We start from the raw sequence: 21,710 nt of genomic DNA on the forward strand, positions 1-21,710 counted from the left end.
AAAAAATGAAGAGCGCTAGCGGTTTCCGAAATGGCTGCGCGACGGCACTGTGTAGCTCGCCGGACGCGCGTAATCGTCGGACGGCCGGGACCATTGTTCGAAGGTCTCGGGCTGAACAGGCGTCCTTGCCGGCCGGGGCCGGTAGTCGCGGTCGCCGGCCTGCATGTCTGCGGGGACGGGCGAGCCGATATCCGGTGGCGACTGCACCTGCGAGCGCATGGAGCGGCCGGCATCGCGCAGATTTGCCACGATCGAGGCGAGATCCACGTCATTGTCGATGTCTTCGGGGCGCGACGCCTTCTTCTTCGCATCGTCCCGCTGGCCCGGAAGCGCATGTGCCGGCAATTGCTCGAACTTCATGCGCATGGTCGTCGCGACACCCTCGCCAAAGGCGATGGCCTCACGCCGGCCCATGGCCGAGAGGAATGACAGCATGGACGCGGAGGAGTCCGCGATTGCCGAACGGATGATCGCCTTGTCCTGATCGTTGGCGAGCCGCATGGCGAACACGGTGGAGCACTGCGACAGGACCGTCGGGTCGAGTTCGCCCGGGCGCTGTGTCACCACACCGAGATAGCAGCCATATTTGCGGCCTTCCTTGGCGATGCGTGCGAGCGCATGGCGCGTCGGCGCAAAGCCCAGGCGCGGATCGGCGGGCATGTAGCGGTGTGCTTCCTCGCAGACGACCAGAAGGTTGAGCTTTCCGTTGCTCCACAGCGCCAGGTCGAAGGCGAGGCGGGCCATGACCGAGCAGACGGAGTTGACCACCTCCGGCGGCATGCCGGCCATTTCAAAACAGGTCACCGTCTTGCCGTGGCTGGGGATGCGGAAGAGCCTGCCGATCGTTTCGTGGATCGAATCCTCAATGAGGCGAGAGGCGAACATGAAACGGTAACGCGGGTCGTTCTGGGCAGCCTCGATGCGTGTGCGCAGGCTGCGATAGATCGGCCGGTCGGACTTGTTGGCAAGCTGGCCGGTGCGCTCTTCGATCTCCTTCAGCACATCGGCCATGCGGTAGGGGACCGGCGTGTCCGCCGTCAGCCCGCCCGTGTCGTTTGACCGTCGCAGCGAGGCAGCGCTTCCCGGATTGCGATAGAGATGCTTGGCAGCGGGAATGATCTCGCGCAGCAGTTCCACCTCTTCCGTCACCGGCTCGCGGCCCCGGAAAAGCACTTCCACCAGTTCTTCAAGGCGAAACAGCCAGAACGGCAGGTCCAGCGTGTTGGTGTCGATACGCACCGCGTATTCCGGCAGGGCGGAGGCGAATTCATTGTGCGGGTCGAGAATGAGCACGCGCAGATCCGGGCGTGAGGCGATGGTCTTGCGCAGGAGAAGCGATACGGCCGACGATTTGCCGACACCGGTGGTGCCGACCACTGCGAAATGGCGGTTCAGCGTGTCATCCACCGCAATACAGGCATCGATGCTTTCGTCCTGCGACAGCTTGCCGATCACGGCCTGCTGGCGGCCGGCCAGATCGTAGACCGCCTGCAGGTCGCGCGAGCGGATGCGGTGGGCGGGAGCGCCGATATGCGGATATTCCGTGATGCCGCGGTCGAACACGGGCTCGGCGCCACGGTCGCGCACTTCGCCGACCAGCTCGACCGAGATCGCGATGGGGTTCGCCTCGCCATCGCGCCAGCGGTGTTCGGGCCGCTCCACCGCATAGACGAGACCGACCGTGCGGATTGCGCCGAGATTGATGGAGATCATCTTGCCGACGGTCCAGTAATTGGACTGGCCGCTGTCATCGGTGTCGGTCTCGGCGGCAATCGTGGCGCGGGAGCCGTCGCAATGCACGACATGGCCAAGCAGGCGCGTGCGCGGCTGATCGGCTGCGCGCCTTTCCTGAGATGTCGTCTCGCCCTGCGTCGTTCCGCGTTCCACAAACATCATGCCACCCCATTATCCCTAACGCTCAAGGCTAGTGCCGCGAAGTTAAGGCGGCGTGTCGCGGGATGGTTGAGGAGGGGTAAACGGGGCTCTTAAAATTGGGCTTATCAAGCTGGTTGACGATACGTTCAAGCAACCTTATTGTGCGCAGCCATGATGACAGGAAACATTCTTATCGTAGGAAGGCGCATGGGCAAGGCAGCGTAGCTGTCTGGCGAAAGCACCCCATGCGCGAAACACAGGCTCCCTCGGGGGCCTTTTTTATTGGCCTGGTGTTTCCTTGGGGGCGTTGGGCAGCTAAACAAATCGCCGGTAGAGAGAACGGAAAGACCAAGATGAACAAGGCAGTGTCGGAGCCAGCAGCGGACGCATCCGCCCAAAACGAGATGACGGGCGCAGAGATCGTCGTGCAGGCGCTCAAGGACAATGGTGTCGAGGATATTTTCGGATATCCGGGCGGCGCCGTACTTCCCATCTACGACGAGCTCTTCCAGCAGGAAGATGTCCGGCACATTCTTGTACGCCACGAGCAGGGAGCAGGCCACGCAGCCGAGGGCTATGCGCGCGCCACCGGCAAGGCCGGTGTCATGCTGGTGACCTCCGGCCCCGGCGCTACCAATGCGGTGACGCCGCTGCAGGACGCGCTGATGGATTCCATCCCGCTCGTCTGCATCAGTGGTCAGGTTCCCACCGCGCTGATCGGCTCGGACGCCTTCCAGGAGTGCGACACGGTCGGCATTACCCGTCCCTGCACCAAGCACAACTGGCTGGTGAAGGACGTGAACCAGCTTGCCGCGATCATTCACGAGGCTTTCCACGTGGCGACCACGGGTCGCCCGGGACCGGTCGTCGTGGACATTCCCAAGGACATCCAGTTTGCCAAGGGCACCTACACCCCGCCGCAGACCGCGCCGCGCACCAGCTATCACCCGCAGGAGCAGGGCGACATCAACCAGATCAAGGCGGCCATCGAGCTGATGGCCAACGCCAAGCGGCCGGTGATCTATTCGGGTGGCGGCGTCATCAATGCCGGTCCGGAGGCGAGCCATCTGCTGCGCGAGCTGGTGGATCTGACGGGCTTCCCGATCACCTCCACGCTGATGGGACTGGGCGCTTATCCGGCATCCGGCGACAACTGGCTCGGCATGCTGGGCATGCACGGCACCTATGAAGCCAACATGGCGATGCATGACTGCGACGTCATGCTGTGCATCGGTGCGCGCTTCGATGACCGCATCACCGGCCGTCTCGACGCCTTTGCGCCGCATTCGCGCAAGATCCACATCGACATCGATCCGTCCTCGATCAACAAGAACGTGCATGTCGACGTGCCGATCATCGGCGATGCAGGCCGCATCCTTGAAGACATGGTGCGCCTGTGGCGCGCGACCGCGAAGGCCGACAAGGCCGCGCTCAAACCCTGGTGGACGCAGATCGACATCTGGCGCGCACGCGACTCGCTCGCCTACAAGCCGAATGACGACATCATCATGCCGCAATACGCGATCCAGCGGCTCTATGAGCTGACCAGGGAGCGCGATGTCTATGTGACGACCGAAGTCGGTCAGCACCAGATGTGGGCGGCGCAGCATTTCGGTTTCGATGCGCCGAACCACTGGATGACCTCCGGCGGTCTGGGCACGATGGGCTACGGCCTGCCGGCGGCGCTTGGCGTGCAGATCGCGCATCCCGATGCGCTGGTCATCGACATTGCAGGCGATGCGTCGGTGCAGATGACCATTCAGGAGATGAGCGCAGCGGTGCAGCACAATGCGCCGATCAAGATCTTCATCCTGAACAACCAGTATATGGGCATGGTGCGCCAGTGGCAGCAGCTCCTGCATGGCAACCGCCTGTCGCACTCCTATACGGAAGCGATGCCTGACTTCGTCAAACTGGCCGAAGCCTATGGCTGCCACGGCATCATGTGCGACAAGCCGGGCAAGCTGGATGACGCCATCCGCGAGATGATTGAAGTCGACAAGCCGGTGATCTTCGATTGCCGTGTTGCCGCACTCGCCAACTGCTTCCCGATGATCCCGTCGGGCAAGGCGCATAACGAGATGCTGCTTCCCGACGAGGCCAGCGACGAGGCGGTGGCCAACGCCATCGACGAAGAGGGCCGGCAATTGGTGTGACGGTTATGAGGCGTCCTGTCTCAGCGGCAGGACGCTTTGTTTTCAGTCAGTTACACGATGGTTTTGCAAAAGAGATTCATGCAATGAACGCGCAGCTACAACCCACCGGCTCTGCCTATTTCATCACCAAGGAAACCCAGGTTGCCGAGACGCGCACCCTGGCCGTCCTCGTCGACAACGAACCGGGCGTCCTTGCCCGCGTGATCGGCCTGTTCTCCGGTCGCGGTTACAACATCGACAGCCTCACCGTCTCCGAAACCGAGCACGAACGCCACCTTTCGCGCATCACCATCGTGACGCGCGGCACGGGCCATGTGCTTCAGCAGATCAAGCATCAGCTCGAGCGCATCGTTCCGGTGCACCGCGTGGTGGACCTCTCCATCGTCGCCGATGAGCGCGGCCATGACCGCCCGATGGAGCGTGAACTGGCGCTGGTCAAGGTTCGCGGACAGGGCGAGGACCGCGTCGAGGCGCTGCGCCTGGCAGACGCTTTCCGCGCTCAGGTGATCGACGCCAACACCGAGCACTTCATCTTCGAGATCACGGGGCGCGTCTCCAAGATCGAGCAGTTCATCGCCATCATGAAGCCGCTCGGCCTGGTCGAAGTGTGCCGCACGGGCGTTGCCGCCATGAACCGCGGCCCGGAAGGCATGTAGGCGCGGCCTCTGCGTGAACGGATATTTTCTGCGGGCAGGGCGATCTGTATCTTGCCCGCAGGAGAAATAAGGTCAATAATACTGACCTAATTGCCCCTGTGCCGGGCGACCGTTTGGGAGTTGGCGGATGTCGCCGGACGTTTTCCTTGCCCTCTTGGTTTTCTCCTTCGTCGCTTCGGTGACGCCGGGGCCGAACAATTTCATGTTGCTGGCCTCGGGCGTGAATTTCGGTTTCCGCCGCACCATCCCTCACATGCTTGGCATTGCCGGTGGCTTCGCGTCGCTCCTGCTCGCGGTTGGCTTCGGGCTTGGCGCTGTTCTGACGGCGTTTCCCGCGCTCCACACGATCCTGAAAATCGCCGGCGGGGCCTATCTTCTCTACCTCGCCTGGCGCATCGCCATGTCGCGCGCGCTGGGGCAGGGCGGTGAAGGCAATGCGCAGCCGATGACGTTCCTGCAGGCCGCCGCGTTCCAGTGGGTCAATCCGAAGGCCTGGGTCATGGCGTTGACCGCCATGGCGGTCTACACCGACCCCACAGCACCTTTCGCGACGGTTCTCCTTGTCGCGCTCGCCTTCGTCATCGTGAATTTCCCGAGCGTTTCCGTATGGGCCGGGTTCGGCGTGGTTCTGCGCGGCTTTCTGGCCGATCCCGTGCGGCTCAAATGGTTCAACATCGTCATGGGGCTGGCGCTCGCCGCCACCTTATGGCCGATGATGCGCTAGCATTCGCGGGCAGGCTGACAACAATCCATTCCACAAAATGCGGGGTGAGCGGGTCTCTCAGCCACAATTTCTGTGGCTAGATAGTTAGTCGGCTATATGATTGAATGCGCCCCGCGTGAAACGCGGAGCGAGCAAATGGCGGAATTCGACGAGGCCGCCCTTACCTGGCGACTGTTTCTGGTGACGTCTGGCATATGCCTTGTGCTGTTGGCCATAGGCTGGGTGACCTGTGAGCGCGCCGAGGAGAAGCCGCTGCTCGCCGTCCTGGGCGGTGGTTTCACGATCGATCACAACTCTTCGGAAATTCACTACGATCTGGCGGTGCGGGAGATCCGCCATCTGCGCCACGGCATGATCATCGAGGCCGACTTCGAAGACCCTGCGGGCAATGGCTATTATGTGGTGCGCGAGCGCGTGCAGCGCTGGCGCAAGCGCTACAGCCTGCGTTCACCGCCGGTCTGCGGGGTGCGGGCGCGCAAGCGCTATCTCGTCATGCTGCGGGTTCTGAACGATCAGGGCGAGGAAGAGCTGTGGAGCGACATCATCTATGTGAGCAGCCATCTGGGCGAAGACGTGATGCCCGAGCCGCCCCTGACCACCTGGCCCGGCCGGGACCTCTCGCCGCACACGCGCTAGGGGGCGGACACCGGTTTCAATGCCCCGCTGCATTGCGCTGCTGTGCGTGGTTCGACAGGCTCACCATGAGGGAGGCCGGCTTTGCGCCAGAGGCTTGTTCCATGATGCTTCAGACGGGTTTTGCCGTCCCATACCCCACCCTCATGGTGAGCCTGTCGAACCACGCACAACACTGTTGCAATGGGTTTGAGCACGAATGGCGTGAGCGATCCTGCTGCCTCCGGTGTGGTTGCAGCCTGTTCATTTCGGGCCGAATCTGCTTTCTGGACGGCATGGAATTCTCCCCGCAACAGGATGCAGCGCTTAACGCTGTGGCGAGCTGGCTCAAGGCCGGTCAGACCCAGGTTTTCCGTCTGTTCGGCTACGCCGGAACGGGCAAGACCACGCTGGCGCGCTATTTCGCAGAGCATGTCGATGGCGAGGTGCAGTTCGCCGCGTTCACCGGCAAGGCCGCGCAGGTGCTGCGCTCGCGCGGCGCCAAGAATGCCCGCACCATCCATTCGCTGATCTATCGCCCGCGCGGCGAGGAAGAGGTGGAAGACGAGGTGACTGGACGGACCTCCATGTCGCCCACCTTCTCGCTCAACCGCCAGAGCCCCATCGCCAAGGCTGCGATGGTGATCATCGATGAATGCTCCATGGTGGATGAGGCGCTTGGCCGCGACCTCCTGTCCTTCGGCACGCCGATCCTCGTTCTGGGCGATCCCGGCCAGCTTCCGCCGATCTCCGGTGGCGGGTTCTTCACCGAGCATGAGCCGGACCATCTCCTGACCGAAATCCACCGGCAGGCGCGCGACAATCCCATCATCCAGCTTGCGCTCGATGTGCGCGAGGGGCGGGATATCTCCTATGGGGATTATGGTGCGGCCAGGGTCATTTCAAAGGCCGAGGTCGATCAGGATCTGGTGCTTTCGGCCGATCAGGTGCTTGTCGGCACCAACCGCACGCGCCGCCGCTACAATCAGCGCCTGCGCGAGCTGAAGGGGTTCGACGCCGACTATCCGCAGGCCGGCGACAAGCTGGTGTGTCTGCGCAACGACCCCGCCAAGGGGCTGTTGAACGGCTCGCTGTGGAAGGTGATGACCTCGTCGCGCGAGACCGTGAAGCCGGGCATCAACCTTCTGGTCTCGCCCGAAGAGGACGATCCCGATCGCGGCGTGGCCAAGATCAAGCTTTTAAAGGCGGCGTTCGAGGATCCCACGGCGGAAATTCCGTGGCAGACCAAGAAGCGTTACGACGATTTCGACTATGGCTACGCGCTGACCGTGCACAAGGCGCAGGGTTCGCAGTGGGATGAGGTGGTGCTCTTTGATGAGAGCTATGCCTTCCGCGACACGCGCCAGCGCTGGCTCTACACCGCCATTACCCGTGCCTCCGAGCGCCTGACCATCGTGCGCTAAAGCATTTTGCAGCCGGATGCGTCCATCCGGCGTGGCACAAATGCGGGAAATCAAAGAGCATTTTGCAGCCGGATGCGCGCATCCGGCGCAGCGCAAATGCGATAGGGCACTGGCCAATGCCGGTCAGCCCGGCGGCGGGGCTGGTTCCGCGCCCAGCCAATTCCAGGCGTCCTCCACCTTCTCATAGGGAAAATACTCCATCTCCATGGAGAAGAACGGACGGAAAAAGGCGATGGTCGTGCCCATCCAGGCCGGTCCGCCGGCCACTGCATATTTGCGGATATGCTTCAGTGCGTTGGTCTTGCCGATCATCGTCTGTTCCTTGAAGGCGGCATGCCAGTCGAAGCCTTCATAGTCGTGAATGATGACCAGCACGTCGATCTTGTCGTGCACTTCATAAGCGCCTTCGAGAAGACCGTAGAGGTTTTCCATGTCGGCTGCCGTGATGTGTCCGACGATCTCGAAGGCATAGGCGTCGTCGCGGTCTGTCTCGATGCGCCGCACATTGGGGGGATTGTCGTTGACGGTCATGGTCTGCTCCTGACGCTTTCCGGCTTGCCTCTATCGACCCGGCTTGTCTGTATCGACAACGCGATCTGGGCCTGTCCGTTCCGACCCGAACGCGGTATGGAGCGATGGTAACGCATCGAGCGCAACAGAAAAGCGGGACGCAACAATGCCGGCAAAACTCTCCGTCAATCTCAACGCTGTCGCCATGCTGCGCAACCGGCGCGATCTGCCATGGCCGAGCGTGACCGGGCTTGGCCGCATCGCGCTTCAAGCGGGCGCCTGCGGGCTGACCGTGCATCCACGTCCCGACCAGCGCCATATCCGCTTTTCCGACCTGCCGGAGATCCGCGCGCTGCTCGATGACGAGTTTCCCGGCCGCGAGTTCAACATTGAGGGCTTTCCCACCGAGGAATTCCTGGCGCTCGTCGAAGAGCATCAGCCCGAACAGGTGACGCTGGTGCCCGACGATCCGGCACAGGCCACCTCCGACCATGGCTGGGACTTTGCCGGGCAGGGCGGTTTTCTAAAACCCGTCATCGCGCGGCTCAAGAAGCAGGGCTTTCGCGTTTCGCTTTTTGCTGACCCTGATCCCGATCAGGTGCCGGCGGCGGCAGCGCTCGGGGCGGACCGGATCGAGCTCTATACCGGTCCTTACGGCGGTTGCCATGATGATTCCGAAAAGGCTGCTATCGAGCTGGAAAAGCTTGGCAAAACGGCGGACGCCGCCGCCGCGCACGGGCTCGGCGTCAATGCCGGTCACGACCTGACGGTGGCGAACCTTCCGGCCCTTGCGCGCCGCATGCCGGAACTTTGCGAGGTTTCCATCGGCCACGGGCTCACCGCCGATGCGCTGGAATACGGCATGGCCGAAACCGTGCGCCGCTTCATCCGCGCCTGCGAGGGCTGATCTACCTCCAAATCGCCCGCAAATGGTCACGGCATTGCCCAGACCGTTAACGCGCATGGACAGGGTTTCTTAGGATTCCCTGACCTATGCATGGGGTGGGTTTTGAGGTGTTTTAATGCGTATCGTTGCAGTGACCGTGCTGCTCGCGCTGGCGTTGGCAGGCTGTGCCTCGACGCCGCGCAGCATCAACAATGTTTGTACCGTCTTCGACCAGAAGCAGAGCTTTTTCGGCGGCTGGTATACGCAGGCCAAGCGCGCCGAGCGCAAATATGGCGTGCCGGCGGAGGTGCTGATGGCGACCATCCGCATCGAATCCGGCTTCGACGCCGATGCGCGCCCGCCGCGCCGCAAGCTGCTTGGCTTCATTCCGTGGAAGCGCGCCTCCAGCGCCTATGGCTATTCGCAGGCGCTTGATGGCACCTGGCAGCGCTACAAGCGCGAGACCGGCAATATGATGGCGCGGCGCAGCAGCTTCGCCGATGCGGTGGATTTCGTCGGCTGGTATCACCAGACCAGCAACCGCACCAATGGCGTGGCGCTCAACGACGCCTACAGCCTTTACCTGAACTATTATGCCGGCCATGCGGGCTATCGGCGTGGCGTATGGCGCAACAATCCGCAGATGCAGAAATCCGCCCGCAAGGCGGCCACCATGTCCAGCAATTACGGCCGCCAGATGCGCCAGTGCGGGCGCTGAACGACCTGATTCCAGCGGTCTCCACTCTTCATTGCATCGCGAAACGCTCTCATTCATTCTTCTTGGGCAATTGCGGGCGCCGACTTCGAAGCCCCCTTCTCCCCGCATGTGGGGAGAAGGTGAGGATGAGGGGCGGGCGCCAGGTTCCGCGAACCCGCAGATGGCGAGACTTTCATGCGCCGCGTCAGCCCCTCATCCCCCTGCCGGGACCTTCTCCCCGCGCGCGGGGAGAAGGAGGCTGCCCGACCGTCCCGCCCAACGGCCCAAAGCCGCACGCCGTCAAACGACCAGGCCCCACCGTCAAGGCCCCCTTCTCCCCGCAAGCGGGGAGAAGGTGAGGATGAGGGGCGGGCGCCAGGTTCCGCGAACCCACAAATGGCGAGATTTTCACGCGCCGCGTCAGCCCCTCATCCCCCTGCCGGGGCCTTCTCCCCGCGCGCGAGGAGAAGGAGGCTGCCCGACCGTCCTGCCCAACGACCCAAAGCCGCACGCCGTCAAACGACCAGGCCCCACCGTCAAGGCCCCCTTCTCCCCGCATGTGGGGAGAAGGTGAGGATGAGGGGCGGGCGCCAGGTTCCGCGAACCCACAAATGGCGAGATTTTCACGCGCCGCGTCAGCCCCTCATCCCCCTGCCGGGACCTTCTCCCCGCAAGCGGGGAGAAAGAAGCTGTCATCCACGTGGAGCGCTTCCGCTTTTTCTGAAAAGCTCATAGCCAGAGCCCGGCCTGACCGCCTGTCTTCATCGCTGGCCCCGTATCCACAGGATGCGGGGCCGATGCCGTTTCGCAGGGCCGGGCAGGCGAGGGACGCAATCTCCCCGGACCCTGTGGCAAAGCGGCTTGCATTTTGTTTTTCCCTATGACAGAACCGTACCGTACGGTACGATCCGTAAACGGGAACAGAGACCTTCGTGCGCCACATGTCGGAAATGCAGGATACATTCACACCGCGCCAGCGCGCGGTTCTGGACAAGGCGCTGGGCCTCCTGCTGGAAGGCGGCGAGCGCGCGCTCACGACCGCCGGGCTGGCGCGCGCGGCCAACTGCTCCAAGGAAAGCCTCTACAAATGGTTCGGAGACCGCGACGGTCTTCTGGCAGCCATGATCTCCCATCAGGCGAGCAAGGTGCGCGCGCAGATCGACAGCGGCGAGCGACTGGATCACGGCCGGTTCCGCACGCATCTGGTGGATTTCGCAAATGACCTCTTGCAGGTTCTCGGTGGAGATGTATCGCTGGCGCTTAACCGGTTGGCCATTGGACAGGCGAGCCGGGAAGGTAGCCGGCTTGGCGCGCTTCTTATTGAGCGGGGTCGGCATGGTATTGATAAACGCGCCGGCGCGCTTTTGGAGGCCGGCAGGCAGCGCGGCCTTATTGCTTATCACGACCGCGAAACTGCCTATCACACATTATACGGCCTGATCGTGCGCGACCTTCATGTGCGCATGCTTCTGGGCGAGGCCGGTGTTCGCCGGCCTGAACATTACGCCGTCCTTGCAGAAGAGGCGGTGGACCAGTTTTTCGTGCTTTTCGGGGTGCGGAAAAACGAGACGACCGGCCGCGACAGCGTCTAAGGCGGTCGAAGGTGAACTACAGTCAGTTGGATCAGGAAAGGAATTGAGTATGCGGGTGTATTATGATCGCGATGCCGATCTCAATCTCATCAAGAGCAAGAAGGTCGCCATTATCGGTTATGGCAGCCAGGGGCGCGCGCACGCGCTGAACCTGAAGGATTCCGGCGCCAAGGAAATCGCCGTGGCGCTGCGTCCGGGTTCTGCAACCGCCAAGAAGGTCGAGGCAGATGGCCTGAAGGTGATGTCGGTGGCCGAGGCTGCTGCATGGGCCGACCTGATGATGATGGCCACGCCCGACGAGCTGCAGGCCGGCATCTACAATTCCGAGATCGCGCCGAACATCCGCGACGGTGCGGCCATCGCCTTCGCGCACGGCCTCAACGTGCATTTCGGCCTGATCGAGCCGAAGAAGACCGTCGACGTGCTGATGGTCGCGCCGAAGGGCCCGGGTCACACCGTGCGCGGCGAATATGAGAAGGGCGGCGGCGTGCCGTGCCTGGTCGCCGTTCACCAGGACGCTTCCGGCAATGCGCTGGACCTCGGCCTGTCCTACGCCTGCGGCGTTGGCGGCGGCCGTTCGGGCATCATCGAGACCACGTTCCGCGAAGAGTGCGAGACGGATCTGTTCGGTGAGCAGGTCGTTCTGTGCGGCGGTCTGGTCGAGCTCATCCGCGCCGGCTTCGAGACGCTGGTCGAGGGCGGTTACGCTCCCGAAATGGCCTATTTCGAGTGCCTGCACGAAGTGAAGCTGATCGTCGACCTCATCTATGAGGGCGGCATTGCCAACATGAACTACTCGATCTCCAACACCGCTGAGTGGGGCGAGTATGTCTCTGGCCCGCGCATCATCACGGCAGAGACCAAGGCAGAGATGAAGCGCGTTCTGCACGACATCCAGTCCGGCCGTTTCACCACCGAGTGGATGCAGGAGTGGCACGCAGGTGCGGCCCGCTTCAAGGCGACCCGTCGCCTGAACGACGAGCATCCGATCGAGGAAGTTGGCGAGAAGCTGCGCGGCATGATGCCGTGGATCTCCAAGAACAAGCTGGTGGACAAGGAAAAGAACTGATCTTTTCCAAAGTCTCAGAGAGAAGGCCGCGGCATCGCCCGCGGCCTTTTTCTTTGCCGGTCTTCCGCCTGCCTGTCCCGCGATGAAACAGGTTTCTGGCACGGTTTTCGCTGCATGACCCGTAAGTACCGCAAGAACCGCATGGGCCTCCTGCCGCCGGTCAGGCGCGCCTGACGGGCATGGAGGTGAACGGGCATGGAGGCGTGCGCCTGCGGGCGTGGGCAAGGCCAGGAGGCGAAGATGATGTCGGACATGAAAAGTCCGGTGGACGAAAGACGGGCGGGCGGAAAACCGGCGCACGCAGGCAGCCCGTTTCCCTCAGACCGCCGCGCGGCCGGCCGCGAGGATGCGACGCGTCACGCGAGGCTCTTCTGGAACCATGGCGGCTGCATGCTTCTGGGCGTTGTTCTCGACCAGACCACGCACGGCGCGCGCATCCGCTTCGGCGACATCTGCGCCGTGCCGGATGCCTTCTACATCGAGATAGAAGGCGGCGACCGCATCCGCCCCGCGGTCATCCGCTGGCGCAGCCTGACGGAGATCGGCGTGGCGTTTGAATGAGGAGGAAGTGAATAATAAATATTACAAATGTAATATACTTTACTCTCTAATCGGATTTTTATTTATTTGGCTAATTATGATTATAAATATTTTGTTTATATAATTGATATAATAAATAATTCGGAGGTTTGGTGTTATGCTAGTTGATCAACATATAGGGTATGCAGAGCCGAGAATACAAGGTGTATTGTCAGAGCTAAGATCAAGGGTTATCCAGCTTGATGAGCGGGTAGCGGAAAGAGCGACTAAAGCCCAGCGGATAGTCTATCTTGTCGACCGGATATTTGCAGAGGTAAAGGTACAGAAGAAGCGTATAATTGTTCGGGTATTTGATGTAGATACTCCGGATCCCAAGCAGCTCCTGCGTCACATAGGTCACGCTGCCAATAATGGATGGCAACACGACAAGGAGCTCTATATTGATAATCTAGAGTCGCTCGATGAAAGCATGCCTTTCATCGAAGCTTCACTGCGGTTGATATTACCGGAAGTTTCTGATGAGCCTGCTCGGCGGCGGCCCTGTCCCAGTTCAGTGGCACCGACCCAAATGAGAGGGAACTTTAAAGACATGGCTGTACTGAATATTCCGGCGGCTCGTGTTCGGCAAGGAGACCTAACACTATACACGACCGCGCTTAAGGTGAGCGATCTGATCCAGCCTGGCTTCTATACAGTGGAGACGCTTGATCCTGCAAATGATGATGATAAGGGCTATCAACGGCTGCTCAACAAAGGGCGCGCAAAGAAACTCGCCGGTTATGTGATGAAGGGGCAGGATGCGCGCGATGCATTCCTTCCCACTTCCGTCTTTCTGGCTACGGACAAGTCAGTTCCGTTCGACCCATCCACGAACACAATCTCGATTGACACACTCGAAGTCGGTCCATTCAATGTTGTAGACGGGCAGCATCGACTGGAAGGACTGAAGGTCGCAGCCGAGAAAGATCCGCGGGTCCTCGATTTCGAGGTGCCCGTGAACATCGCAATTGACCTGCCTACCCTCCATCAGATGTGCCACTTCCTCATCGTCAATACGACGCAAAAGAGCGTCGACAAGTCAGTGGAGCAGCGGATTATCGCTCGATTGACCGATGCTCTCGACATTGAGGACATGCCAAGCCTCCCGAAGTGGATACTCAACACTGTGGAAAAGGGCGAGATTGATAAAGCTGTCCGCTACGTTGACTACCTAAACGACCAACCAGAATCGCCCTGGTATAACCGAATTCGGAAGGCAAATGACGATACGGGAACAGGTCGCATTAATCAGAGCAGCTTTGCCAAATCGATCGTCAAATATGTGTTGACGGCTAATAATCCAATCACAGCAATCAGGGATTTCGATCGCGAGAAGCGAATATTCCTCAATTACTGGAAGTCGATAGCCTCGATTCTGGATGAGGATCGCGAGTCTGACACACTCTATAAATACGGCGGTGTCGAACTGTTTTGCCAGTTTTCAATCCCCTTCTTTCTGAAACTCCAGGCTGCTGGAGATTATCGAGTGGAGGCCATGCAGTGCGCATTGCAAGCCTGCTTTGACAATTTGGAAGGAGAGTATGCTGGAGTGGGGCATCCCGAATGGTGGCGTACCGGTGGTCAAGCGGGGCGGCTCAATTCGGGTGCGCTGCGCCTTGTGGCTCACGAGATGACGCGGGCGCTCAACAGTGCATCAATGACGGAAACGATCCAGGTATGAAGATAGGTGATCTTTCACCCTGTCCAGTGGCAAAGGAGCCATTTCAGCGCGCTCAAATGCGCTTCGTAAGCGAGAAGTCTGGGTGCTATGTACTCGCCACGTTTCAGGAAGATATCCTCTACGTTGGGTTGACCAAAAATCTTCGGCGGAGGTTTGGTCAACACCTAGATTCACCGGAGAAAGTCGCCACCACAGCTGAGGGGCGTGCTATCTGGTTTTCTTGGCTAGAGTGTGTGGAATTGGAGAAAGTGGAGCGCACCTGGCTCAACAGCCATGCCAGCGCTCATGGGGTGTGGCCTATTTTGAATAAGGTTTATTCGCCAACCGCAGGCTGAGTTCCGTTACTCTTAACCGGGTTCGTCTTTGTCGGGCCGGAGAGTTCGGCCCGTTGGTTTCTAATCAAAAGGCGTACTTCCGATTGAGGCTCCATGAATGGAAGTTTTCTACTGTGTCAGAATGAAACCCAACAAAGCAATTCAGGTTGAAGTCGTTCGGGTTTCACTTTCGTAAGAAGTGGCGGCTGACCGCCATCTGGTCCTGTCAGGATTGCCTATAATCACCGGTGCTTGCCGCGCCACCAACGCCCCTCAATCCCACCCCTTCAAGCCCAGGAGCTTCTCCCCCAGCTCCGTAAGCTTCGCCGTCTTAGCGTTCTTCTTCTCCCATTCGCGCGGGTCGCCGGGGAAGGCGTCGCGTTTGGGGTGGTCGCGTTCGCGCCACAGGCGGATGCGCTCGCGCCGTTCCGCCTCGTTCTCGAACTCGGCCGGATGCATCGACACATATTGCGCCATCCGCACCCGGTCCTTCGAATGGTTGGGCCGCACGCCATGCGCCAGAAGCGAGTTGAAGATCAGGAGGTCGCCCGCTTCCATGTCGATATTGGTGATCGAAAGGCCCGTTATGTCCGGGTGCATCGGGTCGCGGTCGGCGGGCTGGGTCTTCACCCATTCGTCAAAATGCTCGAACAGTTCGGGAATGCACTGGAACCCGCCCACATCGCCGTCCTGCTTCTTCAGGCTCAGCACGCCCTGAACGCCGATGGGCAGCGGGCGGAGCGAGGTGTCGGCGTCCCAGTGGATGAAGCCGTCAGGATTGCCGGGGATCTTCTTCGGCACGTTCAGATTGGCGCGGTCGATGGTCACCCACAGATCTTCGCGGTCCCATATGTCCACGAAGGCGTCATAGATGCGCGGCTCCATGCGGTTGTCCCACAGATACTGGTGATTGTAGATCTCCAGCATGCCGGTGTTGTTGAGCTCCTTCATCTTGTGCGCGCGGCGCTGCGGGGCATACCAGGTGGAGGGATCGTTCGGGTCTTTCTCGTCGAACGCCCACAGGAGCTCCGCCAGCCGCTCGACATTCTCGCGCGGCACGGCCTGCCTTACGATCACATAGCCCTTGGTGATCCAGTGCTGCCAGTCGTCCCTGGAGAGAACGCGCAGCGGCAGGGTCTTCTCGATGTCCTTGAGCTGTGAGCCGACCTTGGTCGACGAGGGATGCGCATCGCGCTTGATGGCTGTTTCCTGCATGGCTTCCTCCCAGATATCCTGCCTTGCAAGCCTAGCGCGCTTGCGCGGGCGGTGTTGTACTCACATGGCTGATATTGATACTATTCTGGCGTCATGGCCTGTGAGTGCGCTCTATGAGACCGTTTCTGGAAAAACTGCCCGCCATTCCCGGCGCGTCGTGGAGCCTTCTGAACCGGCGGCTGGAGGAGGGCATTCCCTTCGAGTGGCACCACCATCCCGAATATGAGCTGACGCTGACGCTTAATTCTCAGGGGCAGCGTTTTGTCGGCGATCATGTGGGTGAATATGGCGATGGCGATCTGGTTCTGGTGGGCGCGAACCTGCCGCACACCTGGGCCTCGCGCGCCAGACCGGACCCCGCGCGCCCGCATGTGGCGCTGGTCATGTGGTTTCGCCATGAATGGGCGCAGGCGCTGGGCGAGGGGTTTGCCGAGTTGCGGCCCATCGCCGGGCTTTTGGCGCGGGCGGAGGCGGGGCTCGCCTTTTCGCCGCAGGCGGCTGCGCGCGCCCGGCCGATGATCGAGGCGCTGTTCGAGGCGGAGCTGGCCGAGCGCTTTCTGGCGCTGGTGCGGGTGCTTCTGGTTCTGGCCGGCGATGACGGTGCTGCGCCGCTGGCGGGCACGGTTGCCGCCCGTGATCTCGACAGCGCCGACCGCGAGCGCATCGACCGCGTGCTGCTCCACATTCACAGGCATTACGCCGCCGGCATTGCCAATGAGGAACTGGCCGGGATCGCGGCTCTCAGCCCGTCCGGCCTGCACCGGCTCTTTCGCCGCCACATGCGCACCAGCATTTCAGACTATGTGATGCGGCTGCGCATCGGCGAGGCGTGCGCCCGGCTTTCATCCGGTGATCAGCCCATCGGCCATGTGGCCGAGGCCGTCGGCTATCGCGCTTTGGCCAATTTCAACCGCCAGTTCAAGGCGCTGCGCGGCATGACGCCACGCGCCTATCGCGCACTCTTTCGCGGTTGATGGTTGGGGGGGCTGTTGGGTTTCGGGGAAGTTGAGCACCGTGAAAGGTCTGATACGCCATTAGTGTTGCACTGTGCATGATGGCGCGTTGCATTGACGTTGTGCGTGGTTCGCCCTTCGACAAGCTCACCATGAGGGAGGGGGCGCTTTGCAGTGCGTCTGGCTCCGTGACTGCAGTGATTAACCCAGTCCTCATGGTGAGCTTGTCGAACCACGCACAACGCTGCTGCAACAGGATCGAGTGCACCTGAAATCCCCATAGATCCCACGTCGTGGCACCCGACCGGGCCAATCGCGCCCTAACGCCCATAAGGCGAAACACACGCTCTGCGCCCCCCTTTATAAGGCTGGAACGTGTTGTCGTGCGCGCGGTAGGAGCGATAGCGGTCGTGACACCAGGCAAGATGCGCCGCGCGGGCATCGTGGCCGGGATAGGCCCGCCTTGCGGTGCGGCGCTGCTTTGGCCGCCCTTCATAGCGCCAGTGAAAGCTGCGCGCGCCATGGCGCGGGCGCAGGATCGGCCGGCCGGGGCCGTAGACATCGTTGAAGCCATAGAATTCGCCGGCGAAGCGGCCATGGGGATCGTGCCAGCGTGACCAAAAGGCACGGCGCGGTCGCGCCAGCGGCGTTCGTGGGTGCAGCGCTCGCGCCAGTGCCGGCGGTGTGCTTCGCCAAGCGTGAGCTGCATGCGGCCCGGAAACAGCCGGCGCATGGCGCGGCGCTCGTTCCAGTCATCGGCCCAGCCATCCGCCCAGCCGACGAGGCTGCCGGCAGAAGTCGTTTCAACACCGAGCAGGCAAAACAGGGCAATCAGGATAAGTCTCAGATGAAACATGAGGCGCAACTCCAGGGTGACGTCCTGAAGCCTATGCGTGCCGTTTCGATTTAAAAGTCTGATTGTATTCAGACTTTTTGAAAATTCAGATTGCCCGGGTGAACGAAAAATGGCGCAGCTTTCGCCGCGCCATTTCGTGTTCCGTCAGACCGGTGCCCTAGCGGTAATAGGGCGAGATGCAGCGCTTGCGCGGGCCGTGATAGGGCTGGAACGTGTTGTCCGACGCGCGATAGGAGCGGTAGCGGTCATAGCACCAGTTCACATGTGCGCGCGAAAGCCTTACCGGCCGGCGATACTGCGGCGGGCGCGCATAGCGCGGACGGTAGTAATACGGGGCAGGGCGGCCAAACTCGAAATAGAAGCCGGCGCTTGGGCCCCGCCTGTGCCAGTCGCGGCGGTTGTGGCGGTGCCGCCATTTGCGACGGTCATTGTGCCTGCGCCAGTTCCGGCGGTCGCGGCGGTCAACCTGCACGATGGGCGCCTGCGTTGCAGAGCGCTCGACCGCGTTTGTCGTCGCGCTGCCGGCAATGCCCAGTGCATTGGCGTTGGCCGGTGCGCCGATGACGGCGAAGCCTAACGCAAGCAGCCCTGAACAGGCGATGTTGACGAGATTGCGTTTCATGATGGTCTCCTGTTTTCAGGCGCCCCCAAGATGCCCTTCAACCCCATTTTTCAAGAATTGTTGCATGTGCTGATGGTATCATAACCAATCATATCCACCATGAACGCGTGATGAATGAGACGGTTGCGAGAGGGGGGCGTCAAAACGCGGGCTTGTATTCATCGCCATGCCGGTTAAACGTGCTTGCATGTCCCTCCGCCTTGCCACATTCAACGTCGAAAACCTGATGAACCGGTTCGATTTCTCCGGTTTCCGCAATGATCTGCGCAGGGATCGCGCCCTCGCGCTCTATGAGATCGAGGACGAGGCGCATTACCGTGCGCTTGAACAGGCCCGCGCCATTGCGCTGACGGATGATGCGCGCCAGCTGACGGCGCTGGCCATTGCCGCAACGCGCGCGGACATTCTGTGCCTTCAGGAGGTCGACAATCTCGCAGCGCTCAAGGCGTTCGAATATGGCTATCTGTTCAAGATGATCGGCAATGGCTACCGGGAGAAATATTCCGCTTCCGGCAATGATTCCCGCGGCATCGATGTGGCGGTGATGATGCGGCCGGAGACCGCGCATGGCCAGCCCATCGAGTTCGTGCGCATGACCAGCCATGCGCATCTGACCTTCGCCGATCTCGATCTGCACAATGAGGAACTGGCCGAACTTGGCATCGAGCCGCATGAGCGCATTTTCAGGCGCGATTGTCTGGAGCTGGACATCAAGGTCGGTGGCCGGCCGCTCACGCTTTATGTGGTGCATTTCAAGGCGATGAGCCCGCCGCGCAATGGCATGGACGGGCGCACGGCTTCCATGCCGGTGCGCATGGCTGAAGCGGCGGCGGTGCGCCACATCATTGAGCAGCGTTTTGGCGGTGCTGAACGGGCGGCGGAAAAGCGCTGGGTCATTTGCGGCGATCTCAACGATTATCGCGAGCGCGTCATCATCACCGGTGAGGCGCATCTGGGCTATCGGTTCGAGCCGGCGACGGAAGAACAATCGAGCGTCAATGCGCTGACGGCGGGCGATTTCTGCGAAAACCTCGTGGAGCGTCGCCCGGAAATGGACCGCTGGACGCTCTATCACACGCGCGGGCCGGAAGAGCGGCATCTGTGCCAGCTCGACTATCTTCTGGCGTCGCGGGCGCTCGCCCGCCACAACAGGCGGGCCGTGCCGGAGATCATCCGCGCCGGCCAGCCCTGGCGCACCATCTTTCCGCCCGAGCAGGATGTGCCGCGTTTCCCGCGCGTCGGCTGGGACCGCCCCAAGGCATCCGATCATTGCCCGGTCGTGGTTCAGCTCGACATCGCCTGATCGAGAGCGTTTTTGCGCAATTCCGGACGGAAATCCGGTGTCCACTTTTCCCAAAATTGCTCTATTCGTGCCGCAGGGCCTCGATCGGGTCGAGCCGCGCGCCGCGCAGCGCCGGGAAAAAGCCGAAAACGATGCCGATGGCGATGGAGATGGCCGTGATGGCGGCAATGTCGGCAGGGCCGGGCGCGAAGTGCACCCCCATGAGTGTGGTCACGCCCCATGCGATGGCGAGCCCAAGCGCTATGCCGGTCAGCCCGCCCAGCAGCGACAGCACGCAAGCCTCGGTCAGAAACTGCACCAGAATGTCCCGCTGACGCGCGCCTATCGCCATGCGGATGCCAATCTCCCGTGTGCGCTCGGTGACCGAGACCAGCATGATGTTCATGATGCCGATGCCGCCCACCAGAAGGCTGATGGCGGCGATAGCGCTCAGAAAGGCCGTGATGCCGCCGATGAATTCATTCGTCTGCTGGATGTATTCCGCCATGTCTTCGACCTGAAAATCGTCATTGCGGCCGGGGCCTATCCGGCGCAGATTGCGCATTTCCTGCGTGATCTGGGCTTTCAGCGGTTCGATTGCGGCCTGGTTTGGCGCATTGATCAATATTTCATCGATTTGCGACTTGCCGCTCAGCCGGGTCTGGAACAGGCCGAGCGGGACATAGACCTGCATGTCCTGCTGGCCGGAAAAGGAAGAGCCTCTCGCGCTCAACTCGCCGACCACCCTGCAATGCGCCGGGCCGATCCTGATGCGCGCGCTTAGCGCACTCTCCTGGCCGAACAGCGCTTTTGAAACCTGGCTGCCGATAACGCAGACGCTGGCGCTGCTCTCGGCTTCCACTGGTGAAAAGAGGCGACCACGTCCAAGCTTCCATTCGCGTTGCAGGAAGTGGTTTTCGCTGGCGCCCGTGACCTGCGCAGAAACGCTTCGCGCACCAAAAGAGGCGCGCATACTGGTCGTGGCGACGGCCGCGACAATGGCCTGACTGCCAATGGCCTTTTCAAGGCCGTTGAAATGCGCATTGGTGAGTGGTTTGGCCTCGTTTATCACCGGAGCCGAGGGATCTGGCCGTTCGCCTGCGAACACGAAGATGAGGCGGCTGCCCATATTCGCCATTCCCGCATTTATGTGTTCGCGTGCGCCTCCGCCGATGGTGAGAAGCGCGATCACTGCGGTAACGCCGATGATCACGCCAAGAAGCGTGAGCAGCGAGCGCAGCTTGTTGCGAGCGATGGAGCGCAGCGCAAGCAGAAACGACTGCATCAGCATGACGCCGCATCCCCCGTGGCGCTGTCGAAGGCGATGCGCCCGTCGCGAAACCCGATCTGCCGACCGGCGAATGCCGCGATGTCCGGCTCATGCGTCACCATCACGATTGTGAGCCCGTGTTCGCGGTTGAGCGCGGTCAGAAGCTCCATGATCTCATGGCTGCGTTCGGTGTCGAGATTGCCGGTCGGCTCGTCCGCCAGAAGGAGTGTGGGTTCAGAAACCAGTGCGCGCGCAATCGCCACGCGCTGCTGTTGTCCGCCGGAAAGCTCGTTTGGTTTGTGGTGGCCACGGCCTTCAAGCCCCACTTGCAGGAGCGCTTCTTCCGCGAGTTCCTGCCGGGTGCGCCCTGGCAGGCCCCGATAGATAAGGGGGAGCTCGATGTTTTCCAGCGCAGTGGTGCGGGGCAGGAGATTGTAGCCCTGGAAGACGAAGCCGATATGCCGGTTGCGCAGGTCGGCGCGGCGGGGCTTGTCGAACGTGCCGGCATCTTCGCCCATGAAGTGGTACGCGCCACCCGTCGGCACGTCGAGCGCGCCCAGAATGTTCATCGCGGTCGATTTTCCCGAGCCTGAGGGACCGGTCACCGCCACGAAGGAGCCACGGGCAATGTCAAAGCTCGCGCCGGCCAGCGCATGAACCTGCGTGTCGCCTGCCCCATAGCTGCGCCAGACGGCCTCGAAGGCGATGAGCGGCGTGCGAGCGTTTTCGGCGTCCAT

22 protein-coding genes and 1 pseudogene are annotated in these 21,710 nt (G+C 61.4%); 16 read left to right on the forward strand and 7 right to left on the reverse strand.

The annotated features are described in order from the left end of the window. Positions 1 to 15: 15 nt before the first annotated feature. Positions 16 to 1,893, reverse strand: coding sequence for an ATP-binding protein (locus AC4PTT_RS07985; protein WP_206548298.1), 1,878 nt, complete (start codon positions 1,891 to 1,893; stop codon positions 16 to 18). A 335-nt stretch (positions 1,894 to 2,228) separates the two neighbouring features. On the opposite strand from AC4PTT_RS07985, the gene AC4PTT_RS07990 reads away from it, so the two are divergent. From AC4PTT_RS07990 to AC4PTT_RS08010, 5 genes are all read left to right on the forward strand, one after another. Further along, complete coding sequence (locus AC4PTT_RS07990) at positions 2,229 to 4,031, forward strand: acetolactate synthase 3 large subunit (RefSeq protein WP_113155600.1); 1,803 nt, start codon at positions 2,229 to 2,231, stop codon at positions 4,029 to 4,031. 83 nt (positions 4,032 to 4,114) lie between these two features. Further along, positions 4,115 to 4,687: an acetolactate synthase small subunit gene (gene ilvN, locus AC4PTT_RS07995; protein WP_113155599.1), complete on the forward strand. Its 573-nt coding sequence runs from the start codon at positions 4,115 to 4,117 to the stop codon at positions 4,685 to 4,687. A gap of 127 nt (positions 4,688 to 4,814) precedes the next feature. Then, positions 4,815 to 5,411 carry a LysE family translocator gene (locus AC4PTT_RS08000; protein WP_206543860.1) on the forward strand — a complete coding sequence of 199 codons (597 nt, stop codon included), beginning with the start codon at positions 4,815 to 4,817 and terminating at the stop codon, positions 5,409 to 5,411. A 135-nt stretch (positions 5,412 to 5,546) separates the two neighbouring features. After that, complete coding sequence (locus AC4PTT_RS08005) at positions 5,547 to 6,047, forward strand: hypothetical protein (RefSeq protein ID WP_113155597.1); 501 nt, start codon at positions 5,547 to 5,549, stop codon at positions 6,045 to 6,047. Positions 6,048 to 6,319: 272 nt separating this feature from the next. Next, complete coding sequence (locus AC4PTT_RS08010; RefSeq protein ID WP_206543859.1) at positions 6,320 to 7,447, forward strand: ATP-dependent DNA helicase; 1,128 nt, start codon at positions 6,320 to 6,322, stop codon at positions 7,445 to 7,447. Positions 7,448 to 7,570: 123 nt separating this feature from the next. On the opposite strand, the gene AC4PTT_RS08015 is transcribed toward AC4PTT_RS08010, so the two are convergent. Beyond that, positions 7,571 to 7,978 carry a SpoIIAA family protein gene (locus AC4PTT_RS08015; protein ID WP_206543858.1) on the reverse strand — a complete coding sequence of 136 codons (408 nt, stop codon included), beginning with the start codon at positions 7,976 to 7,978 and terminating at the stop codon, positions 7,571 to 7,573. Positions 7,979 to 8,123: 145 nt separating this feature from the next. Between AC4PTT_RS08015 and AC4PTT_RS08020 the strand changes: the two genes are divergently transcribed. The 7 genes from AC4PTT_RS08020 (at position 8,124) to AC4PTT_RS08050 (ending at position 14,796) form a co-directional block, all read left to right on the forward strand. Next, a complete protein-coding gene (locus tag AC4PTT_RS08020) occupies positions 8,124 to 8,864 on the forward strand; it encodes a pyridoxine 5'-phosphate synthase (RefSeq protein WP_206994186.1) in 741 nt (246 codons plus the stop codon). Between the two features lie 115 nt (positions 8,865 to 8,979). Next, positions 8,980 to 9,561 (forward strand): transglycosylase SLT domain-containing protein, encoded by a 582-nt coding sequence (locus tag AC4PTT_RS08025; RefSeq protein WP_113155593.1) that lies wholly within the window; start codon positions 8,980 to 8,982, stop codon positions 9,559 to 9,561. Positions 9,562 to 10,481: 920 nt separating this feature from the next. After that, the gene (locus tag AC4PTT_RS08030; protein WP_492162449.1) at positions 10,482 to 11,132 is read left to right on the forward strand and encodes a TetR/AcrR family transcriptional regulator; all 651 of its coding nucleotides are present in this window, start codon (positions 10,482 to 10,484) and stop codon (positions 11,130 to 11,132) included. 49 nt (positions 11,133 to 11,181) lie between these two features. Continuing rightward, on the forward strand, positions 11,182 to 12,201 hold the full coding sequence (ilvC, locus tag AC4PTT_RS08035) for a ketol-acid reductoisomerase (protein ID WP_113155591.1): 1,020 nt from the start codon (positions 11,182 to 11,184) through the stop codon (positions 12,199 to 12,201). 243 nt (positions 12,202 to 12,444) lie between these two features. Continuing rightward, the gene (locus tag AC4PTT_RS08040; protein ID WP_492162450.1) at positions 12,445 to 12,762 is read left to right on the forward strand and encodes a pilus assembly protein PilZ; all 318 of its coding nucleotides are present in this window, start codon (positions 12,445 to 12,447) and stop codon (positions 12,760 to 12,762) included. Positions 12,763 to 12,898: 136 nt separating this feature from the next. Further along, the gene (locus AC4PTT_RS08045; protein WP_492162451.1) at positions 12,899 to 14,461 is read left to right on the forward strand and encodes a DGQHR domain-containing protein; all 1,563 of its coding nucleotides are present in this window, start codon (positions 12,899 to 12,901) and stop codon (positions 14,459 to 14,461) included. 56 nt (positions 14,462 to 14,517) lie between these two features. Next, positions 14,518 to 14,796 carry a GIY-YIG nuclease family protein gene (locus AC4PTT_RS08050; RefSeq protein ID WP_492162597.1) on the forward strand — a complete coding sequence of 93 codons (279 nt, stop codon included), beginning with the start codon at positions 14,518 to 14,520 and terminating at the stop codon, positions 14,794 to 14,796. Between the two features lie 252 nt (positions 14,797 to 15,048). Here AC4PTT_RS08050 and AC4PTT_RS08055 read toward each other — a convergent pair whose 3' ends face one another. Further along, on the reverse strand, positions 15,049 to 15,990 hold the full coding sequence (locus AC4PTT_RS08055; RefSeq protein WP_492162452.1) for a phytanoyl-CoA dioxygenase family protein: 942 nt from the start codon (positions 15,988 to 15,990) through the stop codon (positions 15,049 to 15,051). Between the two features lie 113 nt (positions 15,991 to 16,103). On the opposite strand from AC4PTT_RS08055, the gene AC4PTT_RS08060 reads away from it, so the two are divergent. Then, positions 16,104 to 16,964, forward strand: coding sequence for a helix-turn-helix domain-containing protein (locus AC4PTT_RS08060; protein ID WP_492162453.1), 861 nt, complete (start codon positions 16,104 to 16,106; stop codon positions 16,962 to 16,964). A gap of 299 nt (positions 16,965 to 17,263) precedes the next feature. Here AC4PTT_RS08060 and AC4PTT_RS08065 read toward each other — a convergent pair. Further along, positions 17,264 to 17,332 (reverse strand): annotated as a pseudogene (locus AC4PTT_RS08065) (BA14K family protein); the annotation flags it as partial. 21 nt (positions 17,333 to 17,353) lie between these two features. On the opposite strand from AC4PTT_RS08065, the gene AC4PTT_RS08070 reads away from it, so the two are divergent. Both AC4PTT_RS08070 and AC4PTT_RS08075 read left to right on the forward strand, forming a co-directional pair. After that, positions 17,354 to 17,560 (forward strand): hypothetical protein, encoded by a 207-nt coding sequence (locus tag AC4PTT_RS08070; protein ID WP_492162454.1) that lies wholly within the window; start codon positions 17,354 to 17,356, stop codon positions 17,558 to 17,560. Next, complete coding sequence (locus AC4PTT_RS08075; RefSeq protein WP_492162455.1) at positions 17,557 to 17,853, forward strand: hypothetical protein; 297 nt, start codon at positions 17,557 to 17,559, stop codon at positions 17,851 to 17,853. The genes AC4PTT_RS08070 and AC4PTT_RS08075 overlap by 4 nt, the downstream gene beginning before the upstream one ends. Before the next feature lie 103 nt (positions 17,854 to 17,956). On the opposite strand, the gene AC4PTT_RS08080 is transcribed toward AC4PTT_RS08075, so the two are convergent. After that, on the reverse strand, positions 17,957 to 18,421 hold the full coding sequence (locus AC4PTT_RS08080; RefSeq protein ID WP_492162456.1) for a BA14K family protein: 465 nt from the start codon (positions 18,419 to 18,421) through the stop codon (positions 17,957 to 17,959). A gap of 187 nt (positions 18,422 to 18,608) precedes the next feature. Between AC4PTT_RS08080 and AC4PTT_RS08085 the strand changes: the two genes are divergently transcribed. After that, positions 18,609 to 19,724: an endonuclease/exonuclease/phosphatase family protein gene (locus AC4PTT_RS08085; RefSeq protein WP_492162457.1), complete on the forward strand. Its 1,116-nt coding sequence runs from the start codon at positions 18,609 to 18,611 to the stop codon at positions 19,722 to 19,724. 61 nt (positions 19,725 to 19,785) lie between these two features. On the opposite strand, the gene AC4PTT_RS08090 is transcribed toward AC4PTT_RS08085, so the two are convergent. Beyond that, positions 19,786 to 20,994: an ABC transporter permease gene (locus AC4PTT_RS08090; protein ID WP_492162458.1), complete on the reverse strand. Its 1,209-nt coding sequence runs from the start codon at positions 20,992 to 20,994 to the stop codon at positions 19,786 to 19,788. Next, entirely contained in the window at positions 20,988 to 21,710 is a 723-nt protein-coding gene (locus AC4PTT_RS08095) for an ABC transporter ATP-binding protein (protein WP_297560136.1), read from the reverse strand. Before AC4PTT_RS08095 ends, AC4PTT_RS08090 begins: the two co-directional genes overlap by 7 nt.

The organism is Nitratireductor sp. WH36-1, assembly GCF_058725515.1.